The following is a 23372-nucleotide window of genomic DNA, read 5'->3' on the forward strand; positions in this document are numbered from 1 at the left end:
AATCCGCAAATATACAAATTATATAACTAGACTATAAAAGCTTAACGCTTTTTATTAACATTTTATTTAACTTTTCATTTAAAAGCTTTACAATTTTTTCTTTTCCATAGCTTAATTCTTCTCTTAAAACAGAAGAGGTTAGCGTAACATACAACACGCCATTTTTAAATTGCACATCGTTGGTGTAACTAACTACACCACTTCCCATTACAGAAGCCCATGCCTCTTTTATAAGCACCAAATCAATCCCTTTTTGCAATTTGTTTTCTTGCAAAACATGTGCCATAACATCTTTAATGGATAAAAACTCATTATTTCTTCTATTGCTCATACCTTAACTCAGTTGAAACATTTTGTAAGACTGATTTGTTTTTTTTATAACATTTTCAGTGCGTTCTGCATGGGTGTCTGTAATAAATATTTGTCCAAAATTATCATCATTTACCAAATCTACAATTTTTGAAACTCTATTCTCATCTAATTTATCAAAAATATCATCCAATAACAAAATTGGTGTTTTTTTTGACTGTAATTTAATTAAATCAAATTCTGCCAACTTTAACGCAATTAAATATGTTTTCTGTTGTCCTTGCGATCCAAATTTCTTAATAGGATAATCACCTATAGAATATAACAAGTCATCACGATGAATTCCTACTGAAGTATATTGTAATACTCTATCCTTTTCTAAGTTTTTCTGCAACAATTCATTAAAATCAGATTTTTCTAATTGACTTTTATAGCCAAAACTCACGCTCTCTACAGCATTACTAATATGATGATACCTTTTTTTAAAAATTGGTGTAAATTTTTCTGTAAAGGATTTTCTTTTTTGATAAATTTGATTCCCTACTTCAACAAGTTGCTGGTTATATACTTCAATATTTAATGCATCAAAAGTATGGTTAGAAGCAAAATACTTTAATAAAGCATTCCGTTGAGAAAGCACTTTATTGTAATGAATTAGGTTTTGAAGGTAACTTTTATCGGATTGAGCAATAACGCTATCCATAAATTTTCTTCTAAGATCACTTCCTTCACTAATTAGGTTTGTGTCATTAGGAGAAATAATAACCACTGGAATAAGACCTATGTGCTCAGAGAGTTTTTCATATTCCTTTCCATTTCGCTTAATTACTTTTTTTTGGCCTTTTTTAACACTACAATTAATATGTTCTTCTCTTTCGTTTAAATTAAAAACACCTTCAATAACAAAAAACTCTTTATGATGCTTAATATTTTGTACTGCAATAGCATTAAAGTACCCTTTTGTAAATGCTAAATGATAAATAGCATCTAAAACATTGGTTTTACCAACACCATTACTACCCACAAAGCAGTTAATTTTGGTATTAAATTCAAAAGCTTCGGCCTCAAAATTCTTATAATTAACTAAGTTAATTTTCTTTAAATACATACATTTTTCAGAGTTCTGCACAAAAAAACAAAATTTACATCAATAATAAGAATATAATATCATAAAAATTTCTACTTTTGCACCCACAAATTTTGATATAGAAATGGCAACGTATAAGAAAAAAGGCGGTAAAGCTAATAAAGAAAAGGTCTCTAAAATTGAGCAAGAAAGCACAACAGCAGAAGTGTTTAATACGCTAGATGAAACAGCTTCTAAATCTGAAAAATGGGTAGAAAAGAACAGCAAACCCTTAATGATAGGAATTATTGCTGTAGCAGCTATTATTTTAGGATATTTGGCCTATAATAAATTTGTTGTAGAGCCAAAAGGAATAGAGGCTGCTAATGAGTTGGCCTACCCAAAAACCTTTTTTGATCAAGCAGAATCAGGTGCTGCTACTATTGCTACAGATTCTCTGTATAATTTGGCATTAAATGGTACGGATGGAAGATATGGATTATTAGACATCATTGATAATTATGGAAGTACCAATGCGGGTAACTTAGCTAAATACATGGCTGGAATTTCTTACTTAAAAACAAGTGAATACGAGAAAGCCATTGAATTATTAAGTGATTTCTCAACTGATGATGAAATTTTAGGAGCTATTGCAGAGGGTAATATTGGTGATGCTTTTACTCAAGTTAATCAACCTGAAGATGCTATTAAACATTATTTAAAAGCTGCTAACTTTAAAAGTAATGAGTTTACCTCTCCACTATATTTATTAAAAGCTGGTAATACAGCTATGGACATGGGTGACTTTGAGAAAGCAGTAGAATTGTTTGAAAAAATAAAAAATGAATATCCAAATTCTGACGAAGGATTGGAAATAGACATTTATTTAAACAGAGCTAGATTAGCTTCTCAAAACTAAGCCATTATGGCAACTACCAACTTATCAGATTACGATAAATCAGCTTTAAACAATGCTAAAGACTTAAAATTTGGCATTGTTGTTTCTGAGTGGAATAGTTCTATTACTGAAAATCTTTACAAAGGTGCTATTACTACATTACTAGATAATGGAGCTTTAGAGGAAAATATCACTAGATTAAATGTTCCAGGCAGTTACGAACTTATTTTTGGAAGTAAGTATCTGTTAAAACAAGGAAAGTTTGATGCTATTATAGCAATTGGATGTGTTATTCAGGGCGAAACTAAACATTTTGATTTTGTTTGTGAGGCCGTTTCTCAAGGCATTAAAGATTTAAATATTCAATTTGATATTCCTACTATTTTTTGTGTATTAACGGACAACACACTGCAGCAATCTATTGAAAGATCTGGAGGTAAACATGGAAATAAAGGTGTTGAATGTGCAGTTGCTGCTATAAAAATGGCAACCTTGGCATAAATTTAACAGCTGATTTCTAATTTATAATTTGATTGCCCTAAAAATTTCTGTAAATTTGATTTTGGTTTAATTTTTGTTATAATTAAATTAGAAAATTAATTAAAAGACTACTAATTATGGGATTTTTTAACCGCACACATAAAAAATTTGAGTATACCCCAAGATATTATAAAGGAGAGGGAAATCCCTATAAAATAGAACATAAATTTGATGAATTTAGAACTACTGTAGGTAAAAAAAATTTAAAGGCTAAATTTAGTCAAGCTGTTGAAGAAACTAAAAACTCAAAAGGTATAAATAAAACTATATTAATCACAATCGCTATTCTTGTATTTATATTTCTATATATTATCGATTTTGATTTATCCATTTTTCAACTGAAATAAATGTCAGATATTATTCAACTACTCCCTGATCATGTTGCCAATCAAATAGCTGCAGGCGAAGTGGTTCAGCGTCCCGCCTCAGTTGTTAAGGAATTATTGGAAAATGCCATTGACGCTGGTGCTACCGAAATAAAATTATTAATTAAAGATGCTGGTAAAACCTTGGTTCAAGTTATTGATAATGGAAAAGGTATGAGCACAACTGATGCAAGATTATCATTTGAACGACACGCCACTTCAAAAATTAGAACTGCCGAAGATTTATTTAATCTAAGTACAAAAGGTTTTAGAGGAGAAGCATTAGCGTCTATTGCAGCTATTGCACATGTTGAAGTCAAAACCAAACAATCAGACCAAGAGCTTGGCACACATATAAAAATTGAAGGTAGTACTATACAAAATCAAGATGTAGTTTCTACTCCAACAGGAACAAGCATAGCTGTTAAAAATTTATTTTTTAACATTCCTGCACGTAGAAACTTTCTAAAATCTAATTCAGTAGAATTACGTCATATCAAAGACGAATTTTACCGTGTGGCATTAACACACCCTTCTATAGCATTTGATTTTTATAATAATGATAGTGAGATTCTGAATTTAAAAAACAGTAATTTAAGACAACGTATTGTTGCGGTATTTGGAAAAAAAATAAACGAAAAACTAGTACCTATTCAAGAACATACAGATATTGTTAGCATTAATGGATTTGTTTCAAAACCTGAATTTGCTAAGAAAAAACGTGGTGAACAGTTCTTTTTTGTAAATAATCGTTTTATTAAAAATGGATATTTACATCATGCAGTACTAAATGCTTTTAATCAATTAATACCTTCAGGGCATCATCCCTCCTATTTTTTATACTTAGATGTACCTCCAAATACAATTGACATTAATATCCATCCTACGAAAACAGAAATAAAGTTTGATAATGAACAAGCTTTGTATGCTATTTTACGTTCTACTATTAAACATAGTTTAGGACAATATAACGTTGCTCCTGTTTTAGATTTTAATAGAGATGACACCTTAGACGTTCCTTACTCCTTTAAAGATAAATCATCAGTTTCTACCCCAAAAATAAAAGTTAACCCAAGTTTTAATCCTTTTGAAAATGAAGCAAAAAATACTTCTTTTCAAAAACCAAAAACAGCTCAATGGGAATCTCTATATACCGAAACAGATACTGATTTTAAACCAAAGCAACCAGAAATTCAACCTGATGTTTTCACACATCAATTATTTGACAATTCTGAAAGTGAATTTAAATCAAAAACTCTTCAAATACATAAAAAATACATACTTAGTGTTATTAAATCTGGTGTTGTTTATATCAATCAAAATTTGGCTCACCAACGTATTTTATATGAAGAGCTGTTAACAAAAATGACTCTTGAAGATACTTCTAGCCAACAACTTTTGTTTCCTTTAACTTTAGCTTTTAATAAAGAAGATATTACTTTATTAAAAGAAATTCAACCCGATTTGGAAAGTGTTGGTTTTCAATTTGCAGCTATAAAAAATGACACTATTGTTTTAGATGGAATTCCAGTAAATGTTAAGCAAAATAATTTACAAGGCTTATTTGAAGAACTATTTGAAGATATAAAAAATGAAATACCTGATTCTAGTTTTAGTCAATTAGATACTATTGCTAAAAGTTTAGCCAAAAGTTTAGCTATAAAAAATGGAACAAAACTAGATAATAAAGAACAAGAAGAAATTTTAGAGAAATTGTTCTCTTGTAAAGAACCTAATCAATCTCCATTTGGTAGAAAAACATTTATAACTCTTTCTTCTGAAGAAATTCAACTTAAATTTGACAATTAAAATCGTAACATATAAAAAACAATGGGAAGAATTACAGATGCCGTTAAGCATATAATAATAATTAATATATTACTTTATTTCGTAACAAAATTTGCTTATCCTCCATTACAGGATTTATTTGCGTTACATTTCCCAAAAAACCCAAACTTTGGAATTTGGCAATATGTTACCCATATGTTTATGCACAGCCAACAATCAATAATGCACATTGCCTTTAATATGCTTGGTGTTTGGATGTTCGGTAGCCCTTTAGAACAATTATGGGGCCGAAATAAATTTCTATTCTTTTATTTTTCTGCAGGGATTGGTGCTGGTTTAATTTACACAGGCGTAAACTATTTTCAATACAACATGGCGTTTCAAGAATTGATTCAATCTGGAGCTACAAGTGCTGAAATTTCAGGATTAATGGATGTGACTAAAATCTATCAAAATGAATATTTACAAAAGGTAAATGAGATTTTTAACACTCCAGCTGTTGGTGCTTCTGGTGCACTTTATGGAGTTTTAGTAGCTTTCGGAATGAGTTTTCCTAATGCCAAACTTGCATTAATTTTTTTTCCCGTACCCATTGCAGCAAAATATTTTATTCCAGCTTTAATTCTAATGGATTTGTTCTCTGGTTTAACAGGATTTTCTATTTTTGGAGGTGGTGTTGCACATTTTGCTCATGTAGGTGGAGCAATAGTAGGATTTATCATTATGATGTATTGGAAAAAGAATCAATTTAAGCGATGGAATAGTTAATCCTCAATTAAATGTATATAATTAGAAACTAATCCGACTAAATAAAACCACAAATTAAAAACCTTGAACACCTTTAGAGACAAAATAGCATTTAAACTAAAAACTGCAAATATTGCAGAACAGATAATTTATGCTAATATTATAATTTATATAATTACTCTATTATTTAGGGCTTTCTCTACGTTAATGCAATGGCACGAGAATTTATTTGTAAGTTGGTTTTCATTACCTGCAACCTTTGACCAGTTCTTATCAAAACCATGGACGATAGTTACTTATGGTTTTTTACATGCCGATTTTTTTCATATTTTATTCAATTTAATGCTATTGTATTACATTGGTAATTTATTTTTAGATTTTTTCTCAAAACGCGATTTTTTAATTTTTTATTTCTCTGGAATTATTGTAGGAGGAATCATTTACTTGACCAGTTATAATGTTTTTCCTGCCTTGTTAGGAAGCAATGCTGTTTTACTCGGTGCTTCAGCTGGAGTTACTGCAATTCTGGTAGGCCTAGCTACCAAAGTGCCTAATTTTGCCATTCATTTTAGATTTATTGGCCCGGTTAAATTATGGTATATTGCAGTTGCCATGATTGTTATTGATCTCATTCAACTACCTATTAACAATACTGGAGGACATTTGGCTCATCTAGGTGGGGCATTGATTGGGTTTCTATTGACAAATCAAGCCAATAAAGGAAAAAATTTAAATAAACTCTTTGCTTTTTTATTTAAATCAAAAGAATCAACACCTTTAAAAACTGTATTTAAAAATCCTAACCCTCAAAAAAAATCAACAACAACATCTATTCAACAGCAAAAGATAGATGCTATATTAGATAAAATTAGTAAATCTGGATACGAAGCTTTAACTAAAGAAGAAAAAGATTTTCTTTTCAATATTGGTAAAAAATAATAAAGATATTAGAATAGTGAAAAAATTATCATTTATTAATAGAATTTTATTTATAGCAAACATTTTTTTTTCCTTAGGATTAATTTTTGCTATTTTTTTACCTGAGCTTTCCCCTAATAAATTTGGATTTATTTCTTTGTTTAGTATACTCGTTCCGGCAGTTATCATAATAAATATTTTATTTGTTATCTATTGGATTATAATCGGATTTAAAAAACAGTTACTCCAGTCCTTTTTAGTTTTAGTAATCTCTTATTTTTTTATTCCACAATTGTATAAATTTGATAGAAATGACACTAGCATAAACAAAAATTCTATTAGCTTGATGAGTTTTAATGTTAGAAAATTTAACATGTACAAATGGATTGAAACCGATGACATTGAAACTAAAATAAAAGAATTTGTTGTAAAAGAAAATCCAGATATTTTGGCTTTACAGGAGTATAAAACTCCCAAAAAGTTAATATTTAACTATCCTTATTTTAGTAATCCACCCATGGGAAATTATAGCGATTCTATTTTAAATAGTAAAAATAGAATCAATTTGGCAATTTATTCAAAATACCCTATTGTAAACGAAGGTATCATTAAATATGCTAGAACATATTCTTCGGCAATGTTTGCCGATATTGTCAAAAATAAGGATACAATACGAGTTTATACTTTTCATATGGCATCATTAGGAATTATTCCTGATGCTTCATATTTTGGTCATGATGATTCAGAAAAATTAGTAAAAAAAGTAAGTAAATCTTTTAAAATACAACAACGACAAATAGACTCTTTAAATGCACATATTAAAAATAACAAGTATAAAGTTATATTAGCAGGAGATTTAAATAACACATCCTATTCATGGGCTTATAAAAATACTAAAAAAGACCTACAAGACACCTTTTTAGAAACTGGCGAAGGTTTTGGAACAACCTATCAATTTAAAAAGTTTCCTTTACGAATAGATTATATTTTTGCAGATAAAAACTTTAAAGTAAAATCTCATATAAACTATAATACTCATTTGTCAGACCACTCTCCTATTATGACTACCTTGGAGCTTATAAAATGAGTTGTTAATTACTAAAAGAATACTCTTTTTCTACTTTACATATTCTTACTTTAAATTTTTTATACCATAAGTTTCTCCCTTTATTTCTAGCTTCTGTGTGTTCTGTGTTAAATTTCCATTTTTTAATTGACGCTATACTATCCCAATATGATACCGTAATACCAATAGTTTCTCTGGCTGATTCAATTCCAAGAAAACCTCGCTGCTTTGAGGCTAAAGCAATCATTTTATCAGACATAGCGGCATAGCCCTGTTCATTTTCATTTTTTAATGAAGTGAAAATTACAGCATAATAAGGTGGTTCTGGAGTTTCGTCTAACATAATTCTAATATATATTTTCGTTCAGGCAGTTTTAAATCTTCACTTATAAAGCTTTTTACAAATTGAAAACCAGCATTTTGTATCATTTTTACAGATGCCATATTTTCAACAGCAACATTAGCCACAATTCTTTTTATTTGGATAGATTTACAGTAATATATTAATCCTTTTAACACTTCACTTCCATAGCCTTTTCCCCAAAATTCTTCCAAAAATCGATATCCTATTTCATCATTATTATTTTCGTCTTTAACTAAGGCCACAGTACCAATAAATTCAGAATTATCTTTTTTTACAACAGCATAAATTAAAAAATCATTATTCAAGTCTTGATAAGACAATATTAAATTCTGTAAATCTTCTTTATTTTGTTGATAAGTCATAGGTTTCTGGCTTACATATTTCATAACTATTGCACTAGACTGCATTTTATTAAAAGCTTCAAAATCATCAAATTTTAACCACCTTACAAATACCCTTTCTGTTGTAAATAGAATTTCCATTTTAATTATTATTTTTAAGAGTAGTATATCCTTTTACAACACTAAATATTCATTAAAAATGCTGTGAGGCTTTCTTTTCTAGATAATCCTAATTTTTTTCTAAGCCTATAACGAGCCAACTCAACGCCTCCTTTAGAAATATTCATTACTTCAGCAATTTCTTTTGTTGACATATTAATAAGTAAATATGTAGATAAATCCAATTCACGAGGAGTTATATTTTCATATTTATCTTGTAATCGCTTTAAAAAATCAAAATGTACATTTTTTATATGCTTCTCCAAATCTCTCCAACTATGATCTGCATTAATTTCTTTTAGTATACTATTTTTTAAATTATTTAATTGAGATTTAGTTTCAGAACTCATAGTTCCTCTCTCTAGCTTAGTTAACTTTTCAATAATACCATTTAAAATTTTATTTTTTTTCACAACCTGTAAAGAGTTATTAACTAATTCTTTATCCTTAGCAAGTAGTCTAGTTTGTAATCTTTCTCTATTTAATTTTTCAATTTCTTTCTCTAATTTATATTGTTCCGATTTAATTTTGGCTTCTTTTTCTAAATAATGTTTTCGTTGTTCTAGTGTCTCGTAATATTTATCTTTTCTAATTTTTAATTTCATCCAAGAATTTAAAAAATAAAAACCAATCAATAGAAGTACTAGATATAATAAGTAAGCAAGATAATGTCTGTACCAAGGAGGTAAAATGCTAAAGTTAAATTTAGTTACTTTAGATATATTGCCATAACTATTTTTAACTCTAACATGCATAGTATAATCTTCTTCCATCAAATTTGTATATTCCTTTATGGATATTTCTGACCATGGACTCCAATCATTATCAAAGGGTTCTAACTTATAGGAATACATTGAAGGTTCACCATTATCATACTCTGGAGATGAAAAAGAAAACTGCACATTGTTAGATCTAAAAGGAATTTTTATTTCAAAAGATTGATGCTTAGCATTGCCTTGTATTATTGTATCATTTTCATATATAAAATTTCTTATAAAAGCTTTTGGTTTAATATTTTTCATTGAGATTGTAGTATCATAGTGAGCCAACCCATCTATTAAGCCAATAAAAACATTTTTACTATCAAATATATCTACTGATAAATAATTAGAAACTAAATTACCTTTTAAATTAGAAAAGGGTTCAATTACTTTGGTATAACTTCTATTATCATTCTTAAGTAAAACACCTAATGATTCGTCAAACATATACCAGATATTGCCTTTTACATCTTCAATTAAAGAATTTACTGGAGCAATTTCATCAAAATATGAACTTAATTTTTTATCTTCAAAAAACCTATCTTGAGCTTTAGAATATGTATAAAAATGATTATTTGCTTGAAAATATACTTCGCCATTTATAGTTTGTAAACTATTAATTCCATTAATAGTATCTGATAATCTTGTAATTTTTTTTACAGAAATAAATGCATCTAAACTCTCAGTAAGACTCATCTGATATAGGTTATTGTCTTTTCTTAGCCACAAGAAAGTTCCATCATGTTCAAATTCATTTGAAGACTTATCAAAACCATCAATTTGATTCTTGTAAATTAAACCAGAATAAGTTTTTTCAAATACGGCAAATCCTCCATAATTAGCACCAATAAAGAAATTGGGGCGATTTGGAATTTGAATAAAACCAAAATACCCAATAGGATCTAGTATTTTTTGTACTTTATTATTTTTAATAAGCATTGCACCTCTGTTGTTAGCACAAATCAAAGCATCTTCAATAACCTGAATATTCCAAGTTTGTGCAGTGGTACCTTCAACTAACTTAAATGTATCTTCTGTAAACGGGCTTTCCAACAATCTATAAAAAAGACCTTGATTAGTTGCTACATATAAATATCCTTTATGAATAACAGAAGAGTAAACTGTACTCAAATTATGACTTGAACCAAAATAAGTAATAGGTGAATTTATTTTTATATGACTAATACCATTATCTAAACCTAACCAAAGATTGTCGTTATTATCAATGTATGAATTAAGTACAGTATTGTTTTGAATACCTCTATCTAAATCTAAATGTTGAACAATAGTTCCATTCATATCACAAATAATAGCTCCATCTAGTACAGTGTTTAATACAATAAACTCGTTTTTTATCATTACCCCACCAAGAGAACTGTTCTTTTTAATAAACTCATTAGCTTCGGTTTCCCATGGTTGTACTTTTTCATTGGTATAGGTAAACAAGCCTTTCTCTAAAGAAGCAAAAAGAAATGTAGTATTAGACAAAGAAAAAATACCCCAAATTTCTGTAGTATTAAAAAAATCAGTCCCTTCTAATAAAGATAATTTACCATTATCTAATTCAAAAATACCATACTTAATATCTTGAATAAGCAACTTATCCCCTACAAGAAAAGAAAATTGAAATTTACCTGGGGCATCAATAATTTCTATTTCGTTATTGTTAAGAACATATAATTTATGAAAAGATTGAAAAATTACCTCATCATTAAGCACGTGTATTTTCCAAACAAAATCAGTCTCTTTCTCATCAATTAAAGAGACTAAAGAATTGTATCTTAACTTCCCCATTCTATCAGGTTCAAAATACCCAAATTGATTGTAACCTCCTACATAAATACGTCCACTTTTCTCATCATATTTTACACTTCTAATATTTAAAGAATTAGGTATCTTATAAAGTTCCCAAGAATTTCCATCAAATTGTAAGAGTCCATTATTATTAGCAAAATAAAAATTACCAATTGTATCTTGATCAATTTGCCAATTTTGCGTCCCTGCGTTATAATCTTTTTTTGTAAAGTTTTTTATTTTAGGAAGCCCCATATTTTTTACTTGCCCGTTTACAGCAATTGAATAAAACAATAAAAAGGCACAAAAAAAGAAAAATCTATAAAATTCACTATGTAGCAAGTTAAATTTCAACGTTTTTAATTTTTATAAAGTAAGTTTTACCAAATGTAGTGTTAATTTTTTACAAATTATAAAATAAATAAGTTTAAATATATATAAAACTCTATTTAACAACATTTTAAAATATAAATGATGTGTTTTTGTATAGCTTAACAATACACCTTGATGTGTTTTTGTAAGGATAATTTTACATAGAATAAAGGTAATTTAATATATCTTTGACTAGAATTAACAATAATTTAACTCAGATTAATTTAAAACTATTTCAAATGAAAAAAACACGATTTTATGTTTTTAATTTTTTACTCCTATTATGCACAATAAACTTATATGCACAAGATATTGTTGTAAAAGGTGTAATAAATGACGAAAGTGGGCAACCTGTTCCGGGAGCCACAATAGTTGTTAAAGGAACTACATTAGGTACAACCTCTGATTTTGATGGTAACTATGAAATTGAAGTCCCCGCTGAAGGTATTTTAGTATTCAGTTTTGTAGGTTATACCACCATAGAAGAAGTTGTAAATGGTAGAACAGAAATTAACATTACCTTAAAAGAAGATGCAGCTTTATTGGAAGAGGTTGTTGTAGTCGGTTATGGTACACAAAAGAAAAGTGTGGTAACTGGTGCTATTTCAAGTATTAAACAAAGTGATTTAGAAGACTTACCTATTACCAGAGTAGAACAATCCCTGCAAGGTAGAGCTTCAGGTTTAACAATTGCTGCCAATTCAGGTCAACCAGGATCTTCATCTACCATTAGAGTAAGAGGTATTACCACTTTAAACAATAATAATCCTCTTTGGGTTGTTGATGGAGTGGTTGTGGATAATGGTGGTATTGGTTATTTAAACCAAGCTGATATTGAATCTATTGAAGTATTAAAAGATGGTGCTTCAGCTGCTATTTATGGTTCTAGAGCTGCTACTGGTGTAATTTTAGTTACAACAAAAAAAGGAAAATCTGGTAAAATGAGTGTTAATTATAATGGTTATGCTGGACTTTCTTCTCCTTCAAGAAAATTAGATTTATTAAATGCTACTGAATATGCAACATTAATGAATGAACGTTCTGTAGCTGGGGGTGGTTCTATATTATTTCCTAATCCTGAATCTTATGGTGTAGGAACTGATTGGCAAGATGAAATATTCAATAACGCTGCAGTACGCCAAAGTCACGAATTAAGCTTAAGTGGTGGTAATGACAAATCGACTTTTTATGTTTCTTTTGGTTTAACTGATCAAGAAGGAATTGTTGCCACCGAAATTTCAAATTATATTAGACAAAATATTCGATTAAATTCTACCCATAAGATTACTGACAAAATAACTTTTGGACAAACAGCAGCTTATTCACACGAAAAAGTTGTTGGTATTGGAAATACGAATAGTGAATATGGTGGACCTTTAGCTTCTGCTATTAATTTAGACCCAATAACACCTGTTGTTGAAACTGATCCTGTTTTAGCCAATCAGGCCCCTTATAACAATGCTGGTATTTTTAGAGATGAAAATGGCAATCCATATGCAATTTCTAGTCTTGTTGGTCAAGAGATGTCTAACCCTTATGCCTACATACAAACGAGATTAGGAAACTATCAATGGTCTGATAACTTTGTTGGCAACGCATATTTAGAAATTGAACCTTTAGAAGGATTAAAAGTAAGATCTACTGTAGGTGCAAAATTAGCCTATTGGGGTGAAGAGAACTTTACTCCTGTATCTTATCTAAACTCGGCTTTTGTTGTTGGTCAAAATAACATTAATAAACAATCTAATAGAGGTTTTGCTTGGAACATAGAAAATACTATTTCTTATGACAAATCTATAAATGATCATAATTTTACGGTTTTACTTGGGCAAGGTACTTATGTTGAAGGTATCAATAGTGGTAGCTCTGTTACTTATTTTGATATACCAACTAATGATTACAAAGAAGCTGCTTTTGTAAGTGGTCATCCTGCAGATAAAATACAGTCTTATGCTTATGACGGATATGAACATACAGTATATTCTTTATTTGGTAGAATTAACTATAACTATCAAGAAAAATATATGTTTACAGGAATTATCCGTAGAGATGGATCTACAAAATTTGGATCTAATAATAAATTTGGTGTTTTCCCTTCTTTTTCAGTAGGTTGGAATCCTGTTTTAGAAGATTTTTGGCCTGAAAATAATGCCGTAAATCAATTAAAAATTAGAGGTGGTTATGGTGTTGTAGGTAACGATTCTAGTGCTGACTTTTTGTACTTAGCTACCATAGGTAGTGGTCGTAATTATAGTTTTGGTACCGGTGGGTCTGTTGTTGCTGGTAACAGCCCAAATGCTCCTTCAAATCCTGATTTAAAATGGGAAGAAACAGCTCAACTTAATATCGGATTTGATGCTAGATTATTCCAATACTTTACTTTTACTTTTGACTGGTATAACAAAAAAACCACTGGTATTTTACAAGAAGTTGAACTTCCTGGTTACATTGGTACAACAGGAAACCCTTGGGGTAATGTAGCCGACATGGAAAATAGAGGCGTTGATTTAGAATTTGGGTATTCACAAACTTTTGAAGATCTTAAAGTTTCTGCAAATGCCAACATAGGTTTTGTTGAAAATGAAGTTACCTTTTTAGGTAGTGGTATTGAATTTTTAGGTAGTGGTGAAAGCATCCAATCTAGTACTTATGATTTTACAAGAACACAAGTAGGACAACCTTACAGTTCTTTCTTCGGATTTAAAACTGATGGTATTTTTCAAAATCAAGCAGAAATCGATGCTTATACCAATGCTGATGGTAGTTTAATACAGCCCAATGCCGTTCCTGGTGATTTTAGATATGTAAATGTCGACGGAGAAGGTACCATAACAGCTGATGATAGAACTTTTATAGGAAATCCATTACCTGATTTTACCTACGGATTTACAATTAACGTATCTTATAAAGATTTTGATTTTATGGCATTCGCTCAAGGAGCAGTAGGAAATCAAATTTATCAAGGTTTAAGAAGACTAGATATTGGTAGTGCTAATTACCAAACCAAAGCTTTAAATAGATGGACTGGAGAAGGAACTTCTAATTCTTTTCCAAGACTAACAACTGATGATACTAATTTAAACTTTAGCAATCCTTCTGATTTTTATTTAGAAGATGGTGATTATTTAAGGTTTAAAACAATTCAAATAGGATATACTTTACCTAATACCGTTATTGAAAAAGTAGGATTATCTAAAGTAAGACTATATATAACCGGAGAGAACTTATTTACTTTTACAAAATACACAGGTTTCGATCCAGAAATAGGTGGTAATGTATTGGGTGTTGATAGAGGTTATTATCCACAAGCCAAAACAGGTATGTTAGGTATTAATGTTCAATTTTAAAAAACTAGTATTATGAAACTAAAAAATATAAAAATAATAATAGGACTATTGATAATTTCTCTTACAGGATTATCATGTAGTACTGATTTTATCGAATTAGACCCTAAGGTTGATGTGCCCTTAGAAGCAAATTACTATTCTAATGAAGCAGAAGTATATTCAGCCGTTGTTGCAGTATATGACAGATTAGGAAAACAATCTAGTGGTTTTGAAAACATGATTACCATGATGAATGCTGGTTCTGATGATCATTATGCTGGTGGTGGTGGCCCTACTGATGGTACAGGAATTCAATCTTTTTCTGATTATTCTATTAGTGAAGCTACTATTCCCAATAGTTTTTGGAATGATTTCTATCAAGGAATTTTTAGAGCTAATATTTTACTTTCTAAATTACCTGATGCACCAATCACTGATGCTAATAGAACACGCTACACCGCAGAAGCTAAAGCTCTTAGAGCATATTACTATTTTGAATTGGTAAGATTATTTAGAAATATTCCATTAATTTTAGATAGAGTAGCTACTTCAGAAATATACAATGTGCCTCAAGCAACTCCAGAAGAAGTTTATGCTCAAATTGAACAAGATCTAATTGATGCCAAATCTGGATTACCAAATACCATTACTGATATGGCAAATGAAGCTGGACGATTAACAAAAGGTGCAGCTCAAGCATTGTTAGGTAAAGTATATTTATACCAAGGAAAAAACACCGATGCTGCTGCTGAATTTGCTGAAGTAAATGGAACGCCAGGAGGAACAAGCATTTATGGTTACAAGCTAGTTGATAATTTTAATGATTTATGGGAACTCGATGGTAATTTTAATTCTGAAGCCATTATAGAAATTGTTCATACCAATCAAGCTAATGTTGGATGGGGTGAATGGGGAGATGGTCGAAATTTAGGAAATACAGTAAATACAATGGTGGCCCCTAGAAGTGTTGAAAAACTTACTGAAGACGCTCCTGATTATGCTTCTGGTTGGAGCTTTAATACAGTTACTCAAGATTTGTACGATGTAATGAAAAATGATCCAAGATTTGACGCCACAATTGCTGATTTTGCAGCGTTAAAGGCTGCAGGAAAAGTAAATTATACGCCTGGTTACAAAGATACTGGCTATTTCCTTAAAAAGTTTATGCCATTAAATTCTGAAGTTACTACTGGTGGTGGTGAACCTATCTTAAATTATAGACAAAATGTGTATGCTATAAGATTGGCAGACACTTATTTGATGGAAGCCGAAGCACTTGGAGGTTCCGGTGCCAGAGCTCAAGCTTTACTAGATGCTGTTAGAGCAAGAGTAGGGTTACCTTCAATTCCAGTTTCTTTAGATGCTATTGCTAATGAGCGTAGATTAGAATTGGCAGGAGAAGGTCATAGATGGTTCGATTTAGTTAGAACTGGAAAAGCCGCCACTGTTTTAGCCGACAGAGGATTTACTGCTGGTAAAAATGAAATTTTTCCTATTCCTTTAAAAGAATTAGAAAATACTATCATTGAACAAAACCCTAACTACTAATTTTAAAAATTAAAATCTTATGAACCTAAAAATAAAATTTAATAGCTATTTATATCTATTCATTGGTATGATAGGTATGGCAAGTATCATCGCTTGTCAACCCGATGATTTTGATAATGGGAATGGATTAGCAACAGTTCCTTCAAATTTGGAAATTACTGCTATTCCTGTAGGACAGAACACAGACAATCCATACGGTGATGGTAGCGGAACAGTAAATTTTACCGCCACAGCATCAGATGTAATTACTTACAAATATATCTATAATGGTCAAGAAATAATGGCACCTGCAGGGAAAGCTACACTTGTTTTTTCTACTTCTGGTGTTAACAGTTACGATGTTACTGTTGAAGCCTATGGTGCAGGAGGTGTTAGCACTTCCAAAACCATTACTGTTGAAGTGTTATCTATTTATGTAGCTCCAGATGACCTTTTGGAAATGTTACACGGCGATGGAGAAAAAACCTGGAGAATAAAAGCTGAATCTAACGGTCATTTTGGTGTTGGCCCTGCTAATGAAACCACTCCTGTTTGGTGGGCAGCCTCACCTAATGACAAAGCTGGTGTTGGTGCTTATGATGATAGAATTACCTTCAAATCTGATGGTACACTTACCTATGTAACAAATGGCGATATTTATGGACAAGCAGCACCATTAGATGCTGATTATGGAATTTCTTGGGAAACAAATTCTGATGGTGAGTATGCTAATTATCCTGTAGATGATTTTACTGATACTTGGACTTTATCTGCACCTGACGGTCAAGAAACCTTAACTTTTAATGGAAAAGGATTTCATGGCTTTTATGTAGGAGGTAATCATAGTTATACAATTTTATCACGCAGTGAAAATGAAATGACCCTAAGAACAGTTGGCTCTGATGGTAATGGATGGTTTTGTATTCTAACCTCAGAAGAATAAGAGCAAGTTATTAAAATAAAAGACATTTTATATTTGAGTTAGTTAAGAAAATAGCCCGTATTTCATCACGATTATGGGCTATTTTTATACAACCTAAACCTTATTTAATACAATTTTAGCACATCAAAAAACTCCCAATTTTATGAAACGTACTTTAAATCATTTAAAACCATATTATATTTATACTCTATTCATTTGTTTAGCACTTGTTGCTTGTAAAAAAGAATTAGAGAAAACTGAAGATAATTCAGAAAAACTTGATAATCAAATAGCGTTTAGTACTCAAAATAAAACGATTCAAGTATATACAACAGCTAAAAATTCTGATTTAAGACTTACAAAAACTGATGATTTAACTTTTAAAAAAGGTGTACAGCCTAAAGAAACAGAAATTTCTGTATTTGTTAATCCAGAAAAAAGTTTTCAAACATTTATAGGTATTGGCGGAGCTATCAGTGATGCAAGTGCTGAAGTGTTTTCTAAATTAAATAAAGACAAACAACAAGAACTTTTACAAGCTTATTACAGTAAAGAAAAAGGAATTGGTTATTCTTTGCTAAGAACTACTATTCATAGTTCTGATTTTGCTACGGGCAGTTATACCTATATACAAGAAGGAGATTCAACATTAAAAACATTCTCAATAGAACACGATAAGCAATTTAGAATTCCTATGATAAAAAAAGCAATTGAGACTGCTGGAGGCACCCTGTTAACATATGCCTCTCCTTGGAGCCCACCTGCTTTTATGAAAAGTAATAAAAATATGCTAAAAGGAGGTACTCTATTGCCTGAATTTTATCAAAGTTGGGCTAATTATTATACCAAATTCATTAAAGCTTATGAAAAGGAAAATATTCCTATTTGGGGTATTACCATCCAAAACGAACCTATGGCAACACAAACTTGGGAATCGTGTATCTATACCGCTGAAGCAGAGCGAGACTTTTTAAAAAATTACCTTGGCCCTACTATGGAAAAAGAAGGCCTAGGTGACAAAAATATAGTGATTTGGGATCATAATAGAGATTTAATAACTCAACGTGCTAATGTTATTCTTTCAGATCCTGAAGCTGCTAAATATGTTTGGGGTACAGGCTTTCATTGGTATGAGACATGGACGGGTGGCGACCCTATGTTTGACAACTTAAAAGCTGTTAACGAAGCTTTTCCTGATAAAAAATTATTATTCACAGAAGGTTGTAATGAAAAATTTGACCCCGATAAGTATCAATATTGGCCAAATGCAGAACGCTATGGAAATTCAATGATAAACGACTTTAATAGTGGTACAGTAGGTTGGACTGATTGGAATATTTTACTTGATCAAACTGGTGGCCCAAATCATGTTGGTAATTTCTGCTTTGCTCCTGTACATGCTGATACAACCACTGGAGAACTCGTTTACACCCCTTCTTATTATTACATCGGTCATTTCTCTAAATTTATTCGTCCAAATGCTAAAAGAGTTAGCACTTCTGTAAGCCGAAGTGTTTTATTAAGCACCTCTTTTTTAAATGAAGATGGAAAAATGGTTACCGTAGTAATGAATAAAAGTGATAACGCTCTTACATATAACTTTTTTGTAGGTTCAGAAAAAACTGTAGTAGAGATTCCTGCTCGCTCAATTCAAACATTGGTCTATTAAATATAAAATTATAGAAAAATGATTCATTTTCAATTAAATCATTCAATTTTAGCTATACGTAATCTAATGCTTCTTTTGCTGGCTGCTATGCTTGTTAATTGCTCTTCTTCTGGCGATAAAGATGATATTAATACCCCCCAAATACCTGAAGTCACCAATGATGTAGATTTTTGGTTAACAAAAGGAGATCAATCTGTACTATTAAAAAAACAAGATATAGTTTTAAGCTTTGGTACTAGACCTAATAATTATCCAACTATAGAAATTAAAGAAGCTGAAACATTTCAAACTGTTGATGGGTTTGGATTTACTTTAACTGGAGGAAGTGCCATGGTTATAAATGAGCTATCACCTCAAACTAAAGCTGATTTATTACAAGAACTTTTTGGAAATGGAGATGATGATATCACTATAAATTATTTAAGATTAAGTATAGGGGCTTCTGATTTAGATCCAGAACCTTATACTTATAACGATTTAGAAAATGGGCAAACAGATTTAAATTTAGAACATTTTGATTTAAATGCAGATAAAAGCGGTGTTATCTCACTTTTAAAAGAAATTTTAAAAATTAATCCGTCTATTAAAATAATGGCAACCCCTTGGTCTCCTCCGGTTTGGATGAAAGATAACAATAGCTTTAAAGGTGGAAGTTTACAAACACAATATTATGAAACGTATGCCAACTACTTTGTTAAATACATTCAAGAAATGAAAGCAGAAGGCATTACTATAGATGCTATTACACCTCAAAATGAACCACTTCACCCAGGTAATGTACCCAGTCTATTAATGACAGCAACTGAGCAAACTAATTTTATAAAAAACTATTTAGGTCCTGCTTTTAAAGCTGCCAATATCAACACAAAAATAGTTGCATATGACCATAATTGTGATAATCCTGAATATCCAATTACAGTACTCAATGATGCTGATGCAAAATCATTTATAGATGGTGCTGCTTTTCATTTGTACGCTGGAGATATTAGTGCTTTAACAACTTTCCATAATGCTCATCCTGATAAAAATGTATATTTTACTGAGCAATATACAGCTTCTACTGGAGATTTTGAAGGCGATTTAAAATGGCACTTAAAAAATGTAATTATTGGTTCTATGAGAAATTGGAGTAAAACAGCATTGGAATGGAATCTTGCAAATAATATTTCTTTTGGACCTCATACCGATGGAGGTTGTACTACTTGTAAAGGAGCTCTAACAATAAGTTCTAGTGAAAATATTACCCGAAACGTAGGCTATTATATTGTTGCTCATGCCTCTAAATTTGTTCCTCAAGGTTCAACTCGCATTGGTAGCTCTATATCAGGTGATTTACAAAATGTAGCTTTTAAAACGCCAGATGGTAAAAAGGTATTAATAGTTGAAAACGACGGCAATACAAACCAAATATTTAATATTAAAATAAATGATGAATGGATTATAACAGCTTTAGATGCTGGATCTGTTGGAACCTACACATGGAAGTAATTATAAAATATAATCTTATGAGTTCTATAAAGTTTTTAATCTTTTGTTTGTTTTTAGGACTATTTAATTTTTCTCAATCTCAAAACTTTTTGCATACTGATGGACAGCACATTGTTGACAGAGATGGGAATAAAATTTTGCTTCGAGGATTAGGACTTGGAGGGTGGATGGTTCAAGAAGGATATATGTTACAAACTGGAGATTTTGCAGGTCCACAACATGTTATTAGACAAAAAATAGAAGATCTTATAGGGACTGAAAACACAGAAATATTTTATGATGCTTACTTAAAAAATGGAGTTACTAAAAGAGATATTGACTCTTTGGCCGCTTGGGGATTCAATTCTGTAAGGCTACCTATGCATTATAATTTGTACACTCCACCAATTGAAGATGAAAAAAATGACGAAATCACTTGGATTGAAAAAGGATTTCAAATGACAGATAATTTACTAAAATGGTGTAAAGAAAATGAGCTCTATCTTATTTTAGACCTACATGCTGCTCCTGGAGGACAAGGAAAAGATGCTAATATTTCAGACTATGACGAAACTAAACCGTCCTTATGGGAAAGCGAAGCAAATAAAAAAAAGATGATTGCCTTATGGCGAAAATTAGCAGATCGTTATAAAGACGAGCAATGGATTGGAGGATACGATATAATTAACGAACCCAATTGGAATTTTACTGGAGAAAATAAAAATGGATGTGACGAAACCTCAAACGCTCCCTTACGAGAATTAATGATAGATGTTACCAAAGCAATAAGAGAAGTAGACAAAAATCATATAATTTTTATTGAAGGAAATTGTTGGGGAAATAATTACAATGGAATTTTGCCAGTTTGGGACGATAATATGGTACTCAGTTTTCATAAATATTGGAATTTTAATACCCTTGAATCTATTCAACAAATGCTAGATTACAGAGCTCAATATAACATCCCTATTTGGCTTGGTGAAAGCGGAGAAAATTCTAATGTATGGTTTAAAGAGGCAATTAATTTAATGGAAAGTAATTCTATTGGATGGGCATTTTGGCCAATGAAAAAAGTAGATAATATTGCAGGTGTAACTTCGGTTACCAAAAACCCTGATTATGAAATTATAAAAAAATATTGGAAAGATGGTGGTCAAAAACCACCTAAAGCATTTGCTTTTAAAGCTTTAATGCAACTAGCTGAAAATTATAAAATGGAAAACCTCACCATAAAACCTGATGTAATTGATGCTATGTTTCGACAAGTAAACACAAACGACACAAAACCTTATAAAAATCATAATATTCCAGGATTGATTTATGCTTCAGAATATGATTTAGGAACAAATGGTTATGCCTATAACGATTTAGATTATATCAATTATAGAGTAAGTACAGGCAAACAAGGCTCGTGGAACAAAGGAAAGAAAATGAGAAATGACGGTGTTGATATTCAACGTTGTGATGACGAAATTTCAAATGGATATGAGGTTTTTGATATTCAAGACGGTGAATGGTTATCATTTACAGTGAATGTCAAAAAAACAGGCCTATACCAACCAAAAGTAAGGTATAAATGTAACACAAATTCAGAAGTACATTTAATAATTGACGGAAAATTAGAATCTGAAAAGGCTACCTTAGCCTCAACAAAAAATAATTACAGTACGGTACTATTGCCCAAAATTAAATTAGAAGAAGGTACACACTCTATCAGAATAGTTTTCGATAAAGGTGGTTTTCTCTTTAATTATTTAGAATTTACACTATGAAATTAAAAAAATTTATACACTCAAATTTTTTATTACTAACAACAACTCTATTGTTATTTGTCTCGTGTAGTAGCAGTGACGGTAATGAAATTGATAATAATAAACCTTCTAATCTTTCCATAATTGGTGAAATAATAGGAGCTAACAACGAAAATCCTAATGGTGACGGTAGCGGAATGGTTAACTTCACCATTACAGCAACTAATGCTACTTCTTACAAAGTTTTAATTAATAACGAAACCTTAAATTTAACTCAAAATACATTTAGCTATACATTTACAAAAAAGGGAACAACTAATTATCCTATAATTGTTTCAGCTTATAATGCTAACGGTTTTACAAGTACTAACTATTTAATAACAGTATATGTAAATGAAGAGTTAGAATTGGTTTGGCAAGACGAGTTTGATCAAGATGGAGCACCTAACTCATCAAATTGGGGATACAACATCGGAAATGGAGATAATGGCTGGGGCAATAATGAATCTGAATATTACACCAATAGATTAGAAAATGCTAAAGTAGAAGATGGTCTTTTAAAAATTACAGCTAAAAAAGAAGCTTATGAAGGTTTCGAATATACTTCAGCTAGACTCTTAACACAAGGAAAATTTGACTTTACTTATGGAAGAGTTGATGTTCGTGCTAAACTACCGGCCGGAGGGGGATTATGGCCTGCAATTTGGATGCTAGGAGCTAACATTGACAATGTTGGTTGGCCAGCTTGTGGTGAAATAGACATTATGGAATATGTTGGTAATAATCCAGGGCATATGTCAAGTGCTATACACACCAGCTCTAGTTATGGAAATACCGTTAATTACAAATCAAACCCAATTACTAATGAAACTACAGAATTTCATATCTATTCAATTATTTGGACAGAAGAGAGTATTACATTTTTATTAGATGATGAGCCATACTATACTTATAATCCATCTCCAAAAAACGATCAAACTTGGCCTTTTTATAAAGATCAATTTATAATATTAAACGTTGCTGTTGGTGGTAATTTAGGAGGAACAATAGACCCAAATTTTGAAACCGCCACTATGGAAATTGACTATATTCGTGTATACCAGTAGATTAAACAAACAGTATTTTTATTTTAACATAAAATAGGCCTTTAGTTTTCTGTTTATAATACAACCATACTATTAAACTTTTTGTACTTTTGCAACCAATTAAATTAATGGTATTT

19 protein-coding genes are annotated in these 23372 nt (G+C 30.7%); 14 read left to right on the forward strand and 5 right to left on the reverse strand.

What is annotated here, in order from left to right:
• Window positions 1–31 precede the first annotated feature (31 nt).
• Both EGM88_RS00410 and recF read right to left on the reverse strand, forming a co-directional pair.
• Complete coding sequence (locus EGM88_RS00410) at window positions 32–331, reverse strand: DUF721 domain-containing protein (RefSeq protein WP_123895903.1); 300 nt, start codon at window positions 329–331, stop codon at window positions 32–34.
• Between the two features lie 3 nt (window positions 332–334).
• Complete coding sequence (gene recF, locus EGM88_RS00415; RefSeq protein ID WP_123895904.1) at window positions 335–1417, reverse strand: DNA replication/repair protein RecF; 1083 nt, start codon at window positions 1415–1417, stop codon at window positions 335–337.
• Window positions 1418–1520: 103 nt separating this feature from the next.
• Between recF and EGM88_RS00420 the strand changes: the two genes are divergently transcribed.
• The 7 genes from EGM88_RS00420 (at window position 1521) to EGM88_RS00450 (ending at window position 7718) form a co-directional block, all read left to right on the forward strand.
• Window positions 1521–2294, forward strand: a complete 774-nt coding sequence (locus EGM88_RS00420; protein WP_123895905.1) for a tetratricopeptide repeat protein — start codon at window positions 1521–1523, stop codon at window positions 2292–2294.
• Between the two features lie 6 nt (window positions 2295–2300).
• The gene (gene ribH, locus EGM88_RS00425) at window positions 2301–2774 is read left to right on the forward strand and encodes a 6,7-dimethyl-8-ribityllumazine synthase (protein WP_123895906.1); all 474 of its coding nucleotides are present in this window, start codon (window positions 2301–2303) and stop codon (window positions 2772–2774) included.
• 116 nt (window positions 2775–2890) lie between these two features.
• Window positions 2891–3160 (forward strand): riboflavin synthase subunit beta, encoded by a 270-nt coding sequence (locus EGM88_RS00430; protein ID WP_123895907.1) that lies wholly within the window; start codon window positions 2891–2893, stop codon window positions 3158–3160.
• Window positions 3161–4987, forward strand: a complete 1827-nt coding sequence (gene mutL / locus EGM88_RS00435; RefSeq protein ID WP_123895908.1) for a DNA mismatch repair endonuclease MutL — start codon at window positions 3161–3163, stop codon at window positions 4985–4987.
• A 21-nt stretch (window positions 4988–5008) separates the two neighbouring features.
• The gene (locus EGM88_RS00440) at window positions 5009–5734 is read left to right on the forward strand and encodes a rhomboid family intramembrane serine protease (RefSeq protein WP_123895909.1); all 726 of its coding nucleotides are present in this window, start codon (window positions 5009–5011) and stop codon (window positions 5732–5734) included.
• A 63-nt stretch (window positions 5735–5797) separates the two neighbouring features.
• Window positions 5798–6652: a rhomboid family intramembrane serine protease gene (locus EGM88_RS00445; protein WP_123895910.1), complete on the forward strand. Its 855-nt coding sequence runs from the start codon at window positions 5798–5800 to the stop codon at window positions 6650–6652.
• Between the two features lie 325 nt (window positions 6653–6977).
• The gene (locus tag EGM88_RS00450; protein WP_123895911.1) at window positions 6978–7718 is read left to right on the forward strand and encodes an endonuclease/exonuclease/phosphatase family protein; all 741 of its coding nucleotides are present in this window, start codon (window positions 6978–6980) and stop codon (window positions 7716–7718) included.
• A gap of 4 nt (window positions 7719–7722) precedes the next feature.
• Here EGM88_RS00450 and EGM88_RS00455 read toward each other — a convergent pair whose 3' ends face one another.
• Genes EGM88_RS00455 through EGM88_RS00465 form a run of 3 tightly spaced genes read right to left on the reverse strand, consistent with a single transcriptional unit; the run spans window position 7723 to window position 11371 of the window.
• Window positions 7723–8040: an antibiotic biosynthesis monooxygenase family protein gene (locus EGM88_RS00455; protein WP_123895912.1), complete on the reverse strand. Its 318-nt coding sequence runs from the start codon at window positions 8038–8040 to the stop codon at window positions 7723–7725.
• On the reverse strand, window positions 8034–8543 hold the full coding sequence (locus EGM88_RS00460) for a GNAT family N-acetyltransferase (RefSeq protein WP_123895913.1): 510 nt from the start codon (window positions 8541–8543) through the stop codon (window positions 8034–8036). The genes EGM88_RS00455 and EGM88_RS00460 overlap by 7 nt, the downstream gene beginning before the upstream one ends.
• A gap of 41 nt (window positions 8544–8584) precedes the next feature.
• Window positions 8585–11371, reverse strand: coding sequence for a helix-turn-helix and ligand-binding sensor domain-containing protein (locus tag EGM88_RS00465; RefSeq protein ID WP_123895914.1), 2787 nt, complete (start codon window positions 11369–11371; stop codon window positions 8585–8587).
• Window positions 11372–11727: 356 nt separating this feature from the next.
• On the opposite strand from EGM88_RS00465, the gene EGM88_RS00470 reads away from it, so the two are divergent.
• The 7 genes from EGM88_RS00470 (at window position 11728) to EGM88_RS00500 (ending at window position 23256) form a co-directional block, all read left to right on the forward strand.
• A complete protein-coding gene (locus EGM88_RS00470; RefSeq protein ID WP_123895915.1) occupies window positions 11728–14835 on the forward strand; it encodes a SusC/RagA family TonB-linked outer membrane protein in 3108 nt (1035 codons plus the stop codon).
• 12 nt (window positions 14836–14847) lie between these two features.
• Window positions 14848–16362, forward strand: coding sequence for a RagB/SusD family nutrient uptake outer membrane protein (locus EGM88_RS00475; protein ID WP_123895916.1), 1515 nt, complete (start codon window positions 14848–14850; stop codon window positions 16360–16362).
• Window positions 16363–16381: 19 nt separating this feature from the next.
• Window positions 16382–17284, forward strand: coding sequence for a PKD domain-containing protein (locus EGM88_RS00480; RefSeq protein WP_123895917.1), 903 nt, complete (start codon window positions 16382–16384; stop codon window positions 17282–17284).
• Window positions 17285–17426: 142 nt separating this feature from the next.
• Window positions 17427–18932, forward strand: coding sequence for a glycoside hydrolase family 30 protein (locus tag EGM88_RS00485; protein WP_123895918.1), 1506 nt, complete (start codon window positions 17427–17429; stop codon window positions 18930–18932).
• An 18-nt stretch (window positions 18933–18950) separates the two neighbouring features.
• A complete protein-coding gene (locus tag EGM88_RS00490) occupies window positions 18951–20420 on the forward strand; it encodes a glycoside hydrolase family 30 protein (RefSeq protein WP_238988331.1) in 1470 nt (489 codons plus the stop codon).
• A 17-nt stretch (window positions 20421–20437) separates the two neighbouring features.
• Complete coding sequence (locus tag EGM88_RS00495; RefSeq protein ID WP_123895919.1) at window positions 20438–22171, forward strand: cellulase family glycosylhydrolase; 1734 nt, start codon at window positions 20438–20440, stop codon at window positions 22169–22171.
• On the forward strand, window positions 22168–23256 hold the full coding sequence (locus tag EGM88_RS00500; RefSeq protein WP_123895920.1) for a glycoside hydrolase family 16 protein: 1089 nt from the start codon (window positions 22168–22170) through the stop codon (window positions 23254–23256). The genes EGM88_RS00495 and EGM88_RS00500 overlap by 4 nt, the downstream gene beginning before the upstream one ends.
• Window positions 23257–23372: the final 116 nt, after the last annotated feature.

The organism is Aureibaculum marinum, from assembly GCF_003813905.1.
GTDB lineage: Bacteria > Bacteroidota > Bacteroidia > Flavobacteriales > Flavobacteriaceae > Aureibaculum > Aureibaculum marinum.

Bases quoted from the DNA above. Each gene is read 5' to 3' on its own strand.
- EGM88_RS00410 (WP_123895903.1), bottom strand. From the start codon at position 331: ATGAGCAATAGAAGAAATAATGAGTTTTTATCCATTAAAGATGTTATG.
- recF (WP_123895904.1), bottom strand. From the start codon at position 1,417: ATGTATTTAAAGAAAATTAACTTAGTTAATTATAAGAATTTTGAGGCC.
- EGM88_RS00420 (WP_123895905.1), top strand. From the start codon at position 1,521: ATGGCAACGTATAAGAAAAAAGGCGGTAAAGCTAATAAAGAAAAGGTC.
- ribH (WP_123895906.1), top strand. From the start codon at position 2,301: ATGGCAACTACCAACTTATCAGATTACGATAAATCAGCTTTAAACAAT.
- EGM88_RS00430 (WP_123895907.1), top strand. From the start codon at position 2,891: ATGGGATTTTTTAACCGCACACATAAAAAATTTGAGTATACCCCAAGA.
- mutL (WP_123895908.1), top strand. From the start codon at position 3,161: ATGTCAGATATTATTCAACTACTCCCTGATCATGTTGCCAATCAAATA.
- EGM88_RS00440 (WP_123895909.1), top strand. From the start codon at position 5,009: ATGGGAAGAATTACAGATGCCGTTAAGCATATAATAATAATTAATATA.
- EGM88_RS00450 (WP_123895911.1), top strand. From the start codon at position 6,978: ATGAGTTTTAATGTTAGAAAATTTAACATGTACAAATGGATTGAAACC.
- EGM88_RS00455 (WP_123895912.1), bottom strand. From the start codon at position 8,040: ATGTTAGACGAAACTCCAGAACCACCTTATTATGCTGTAATTTTCACT.
- EGM88_RS00460 (WP_123895913.1), bottom strand. From the start codon at position 8,543: ATGGAAATTCTATTTACAACAGAAAGGGTATTTGTAAGGTGGTTAAAA.
- EGM88_RS00465 (WP_123895914.1), bottom strand. From the start codon at position 11,371: ATGGGGCTTCCTAAAATAAAAAACTTTACAAAAAAAGATTATAACGCA.
- EGM88_RS00470 (WP_123895915.1), top strand. From the start codon at position 11,728: ATGAAAAAAACACGATTTTATGTTTTTAATTTTTTACTCCTATTATGC.
- EGM88_RS00475 (WP_123895916.1), top strand. From the start codon at position 14,848: ATGAAACTAAAAAATATAAAAATAATAATAGGACTATTGATAATTTCT.
- EGM88_RS00480 (WP_123895917.1), top strand. From the start codon at position 16,382: ATGAACCTAAAAATAAAATTTAATAGCTATTTATATCTATTCATTGGT.
- EGM88_RS00485 (WP_123895918.1), top strand. From the start codon at position 17,427: ATGAAACGTACTTTAAATCATTTAAAACCATATTATATTTATACTCTA.
- EGM88_RS00490 (WP_238988331.1), top strand. From the start codon at position 18,951: ATGATTCATTTTCAATTAAATCATTCAATTTTAGCTATACGTAATCTA.
- EGM88_RS00495 (WP_123895919.1), top strand. From the start codon at position 20,438: ATGAGTTCTATAAAGTTTTTAATCTTTTGTTTGTTTTTAGGACTATTT.
- EGM88_RS00500 (WP_123895920.1), top strand. From the start codon at position 22,168: ATGAAATTAAAAAAATTTATACACTCAAATTTTTTATTACTAACAACA.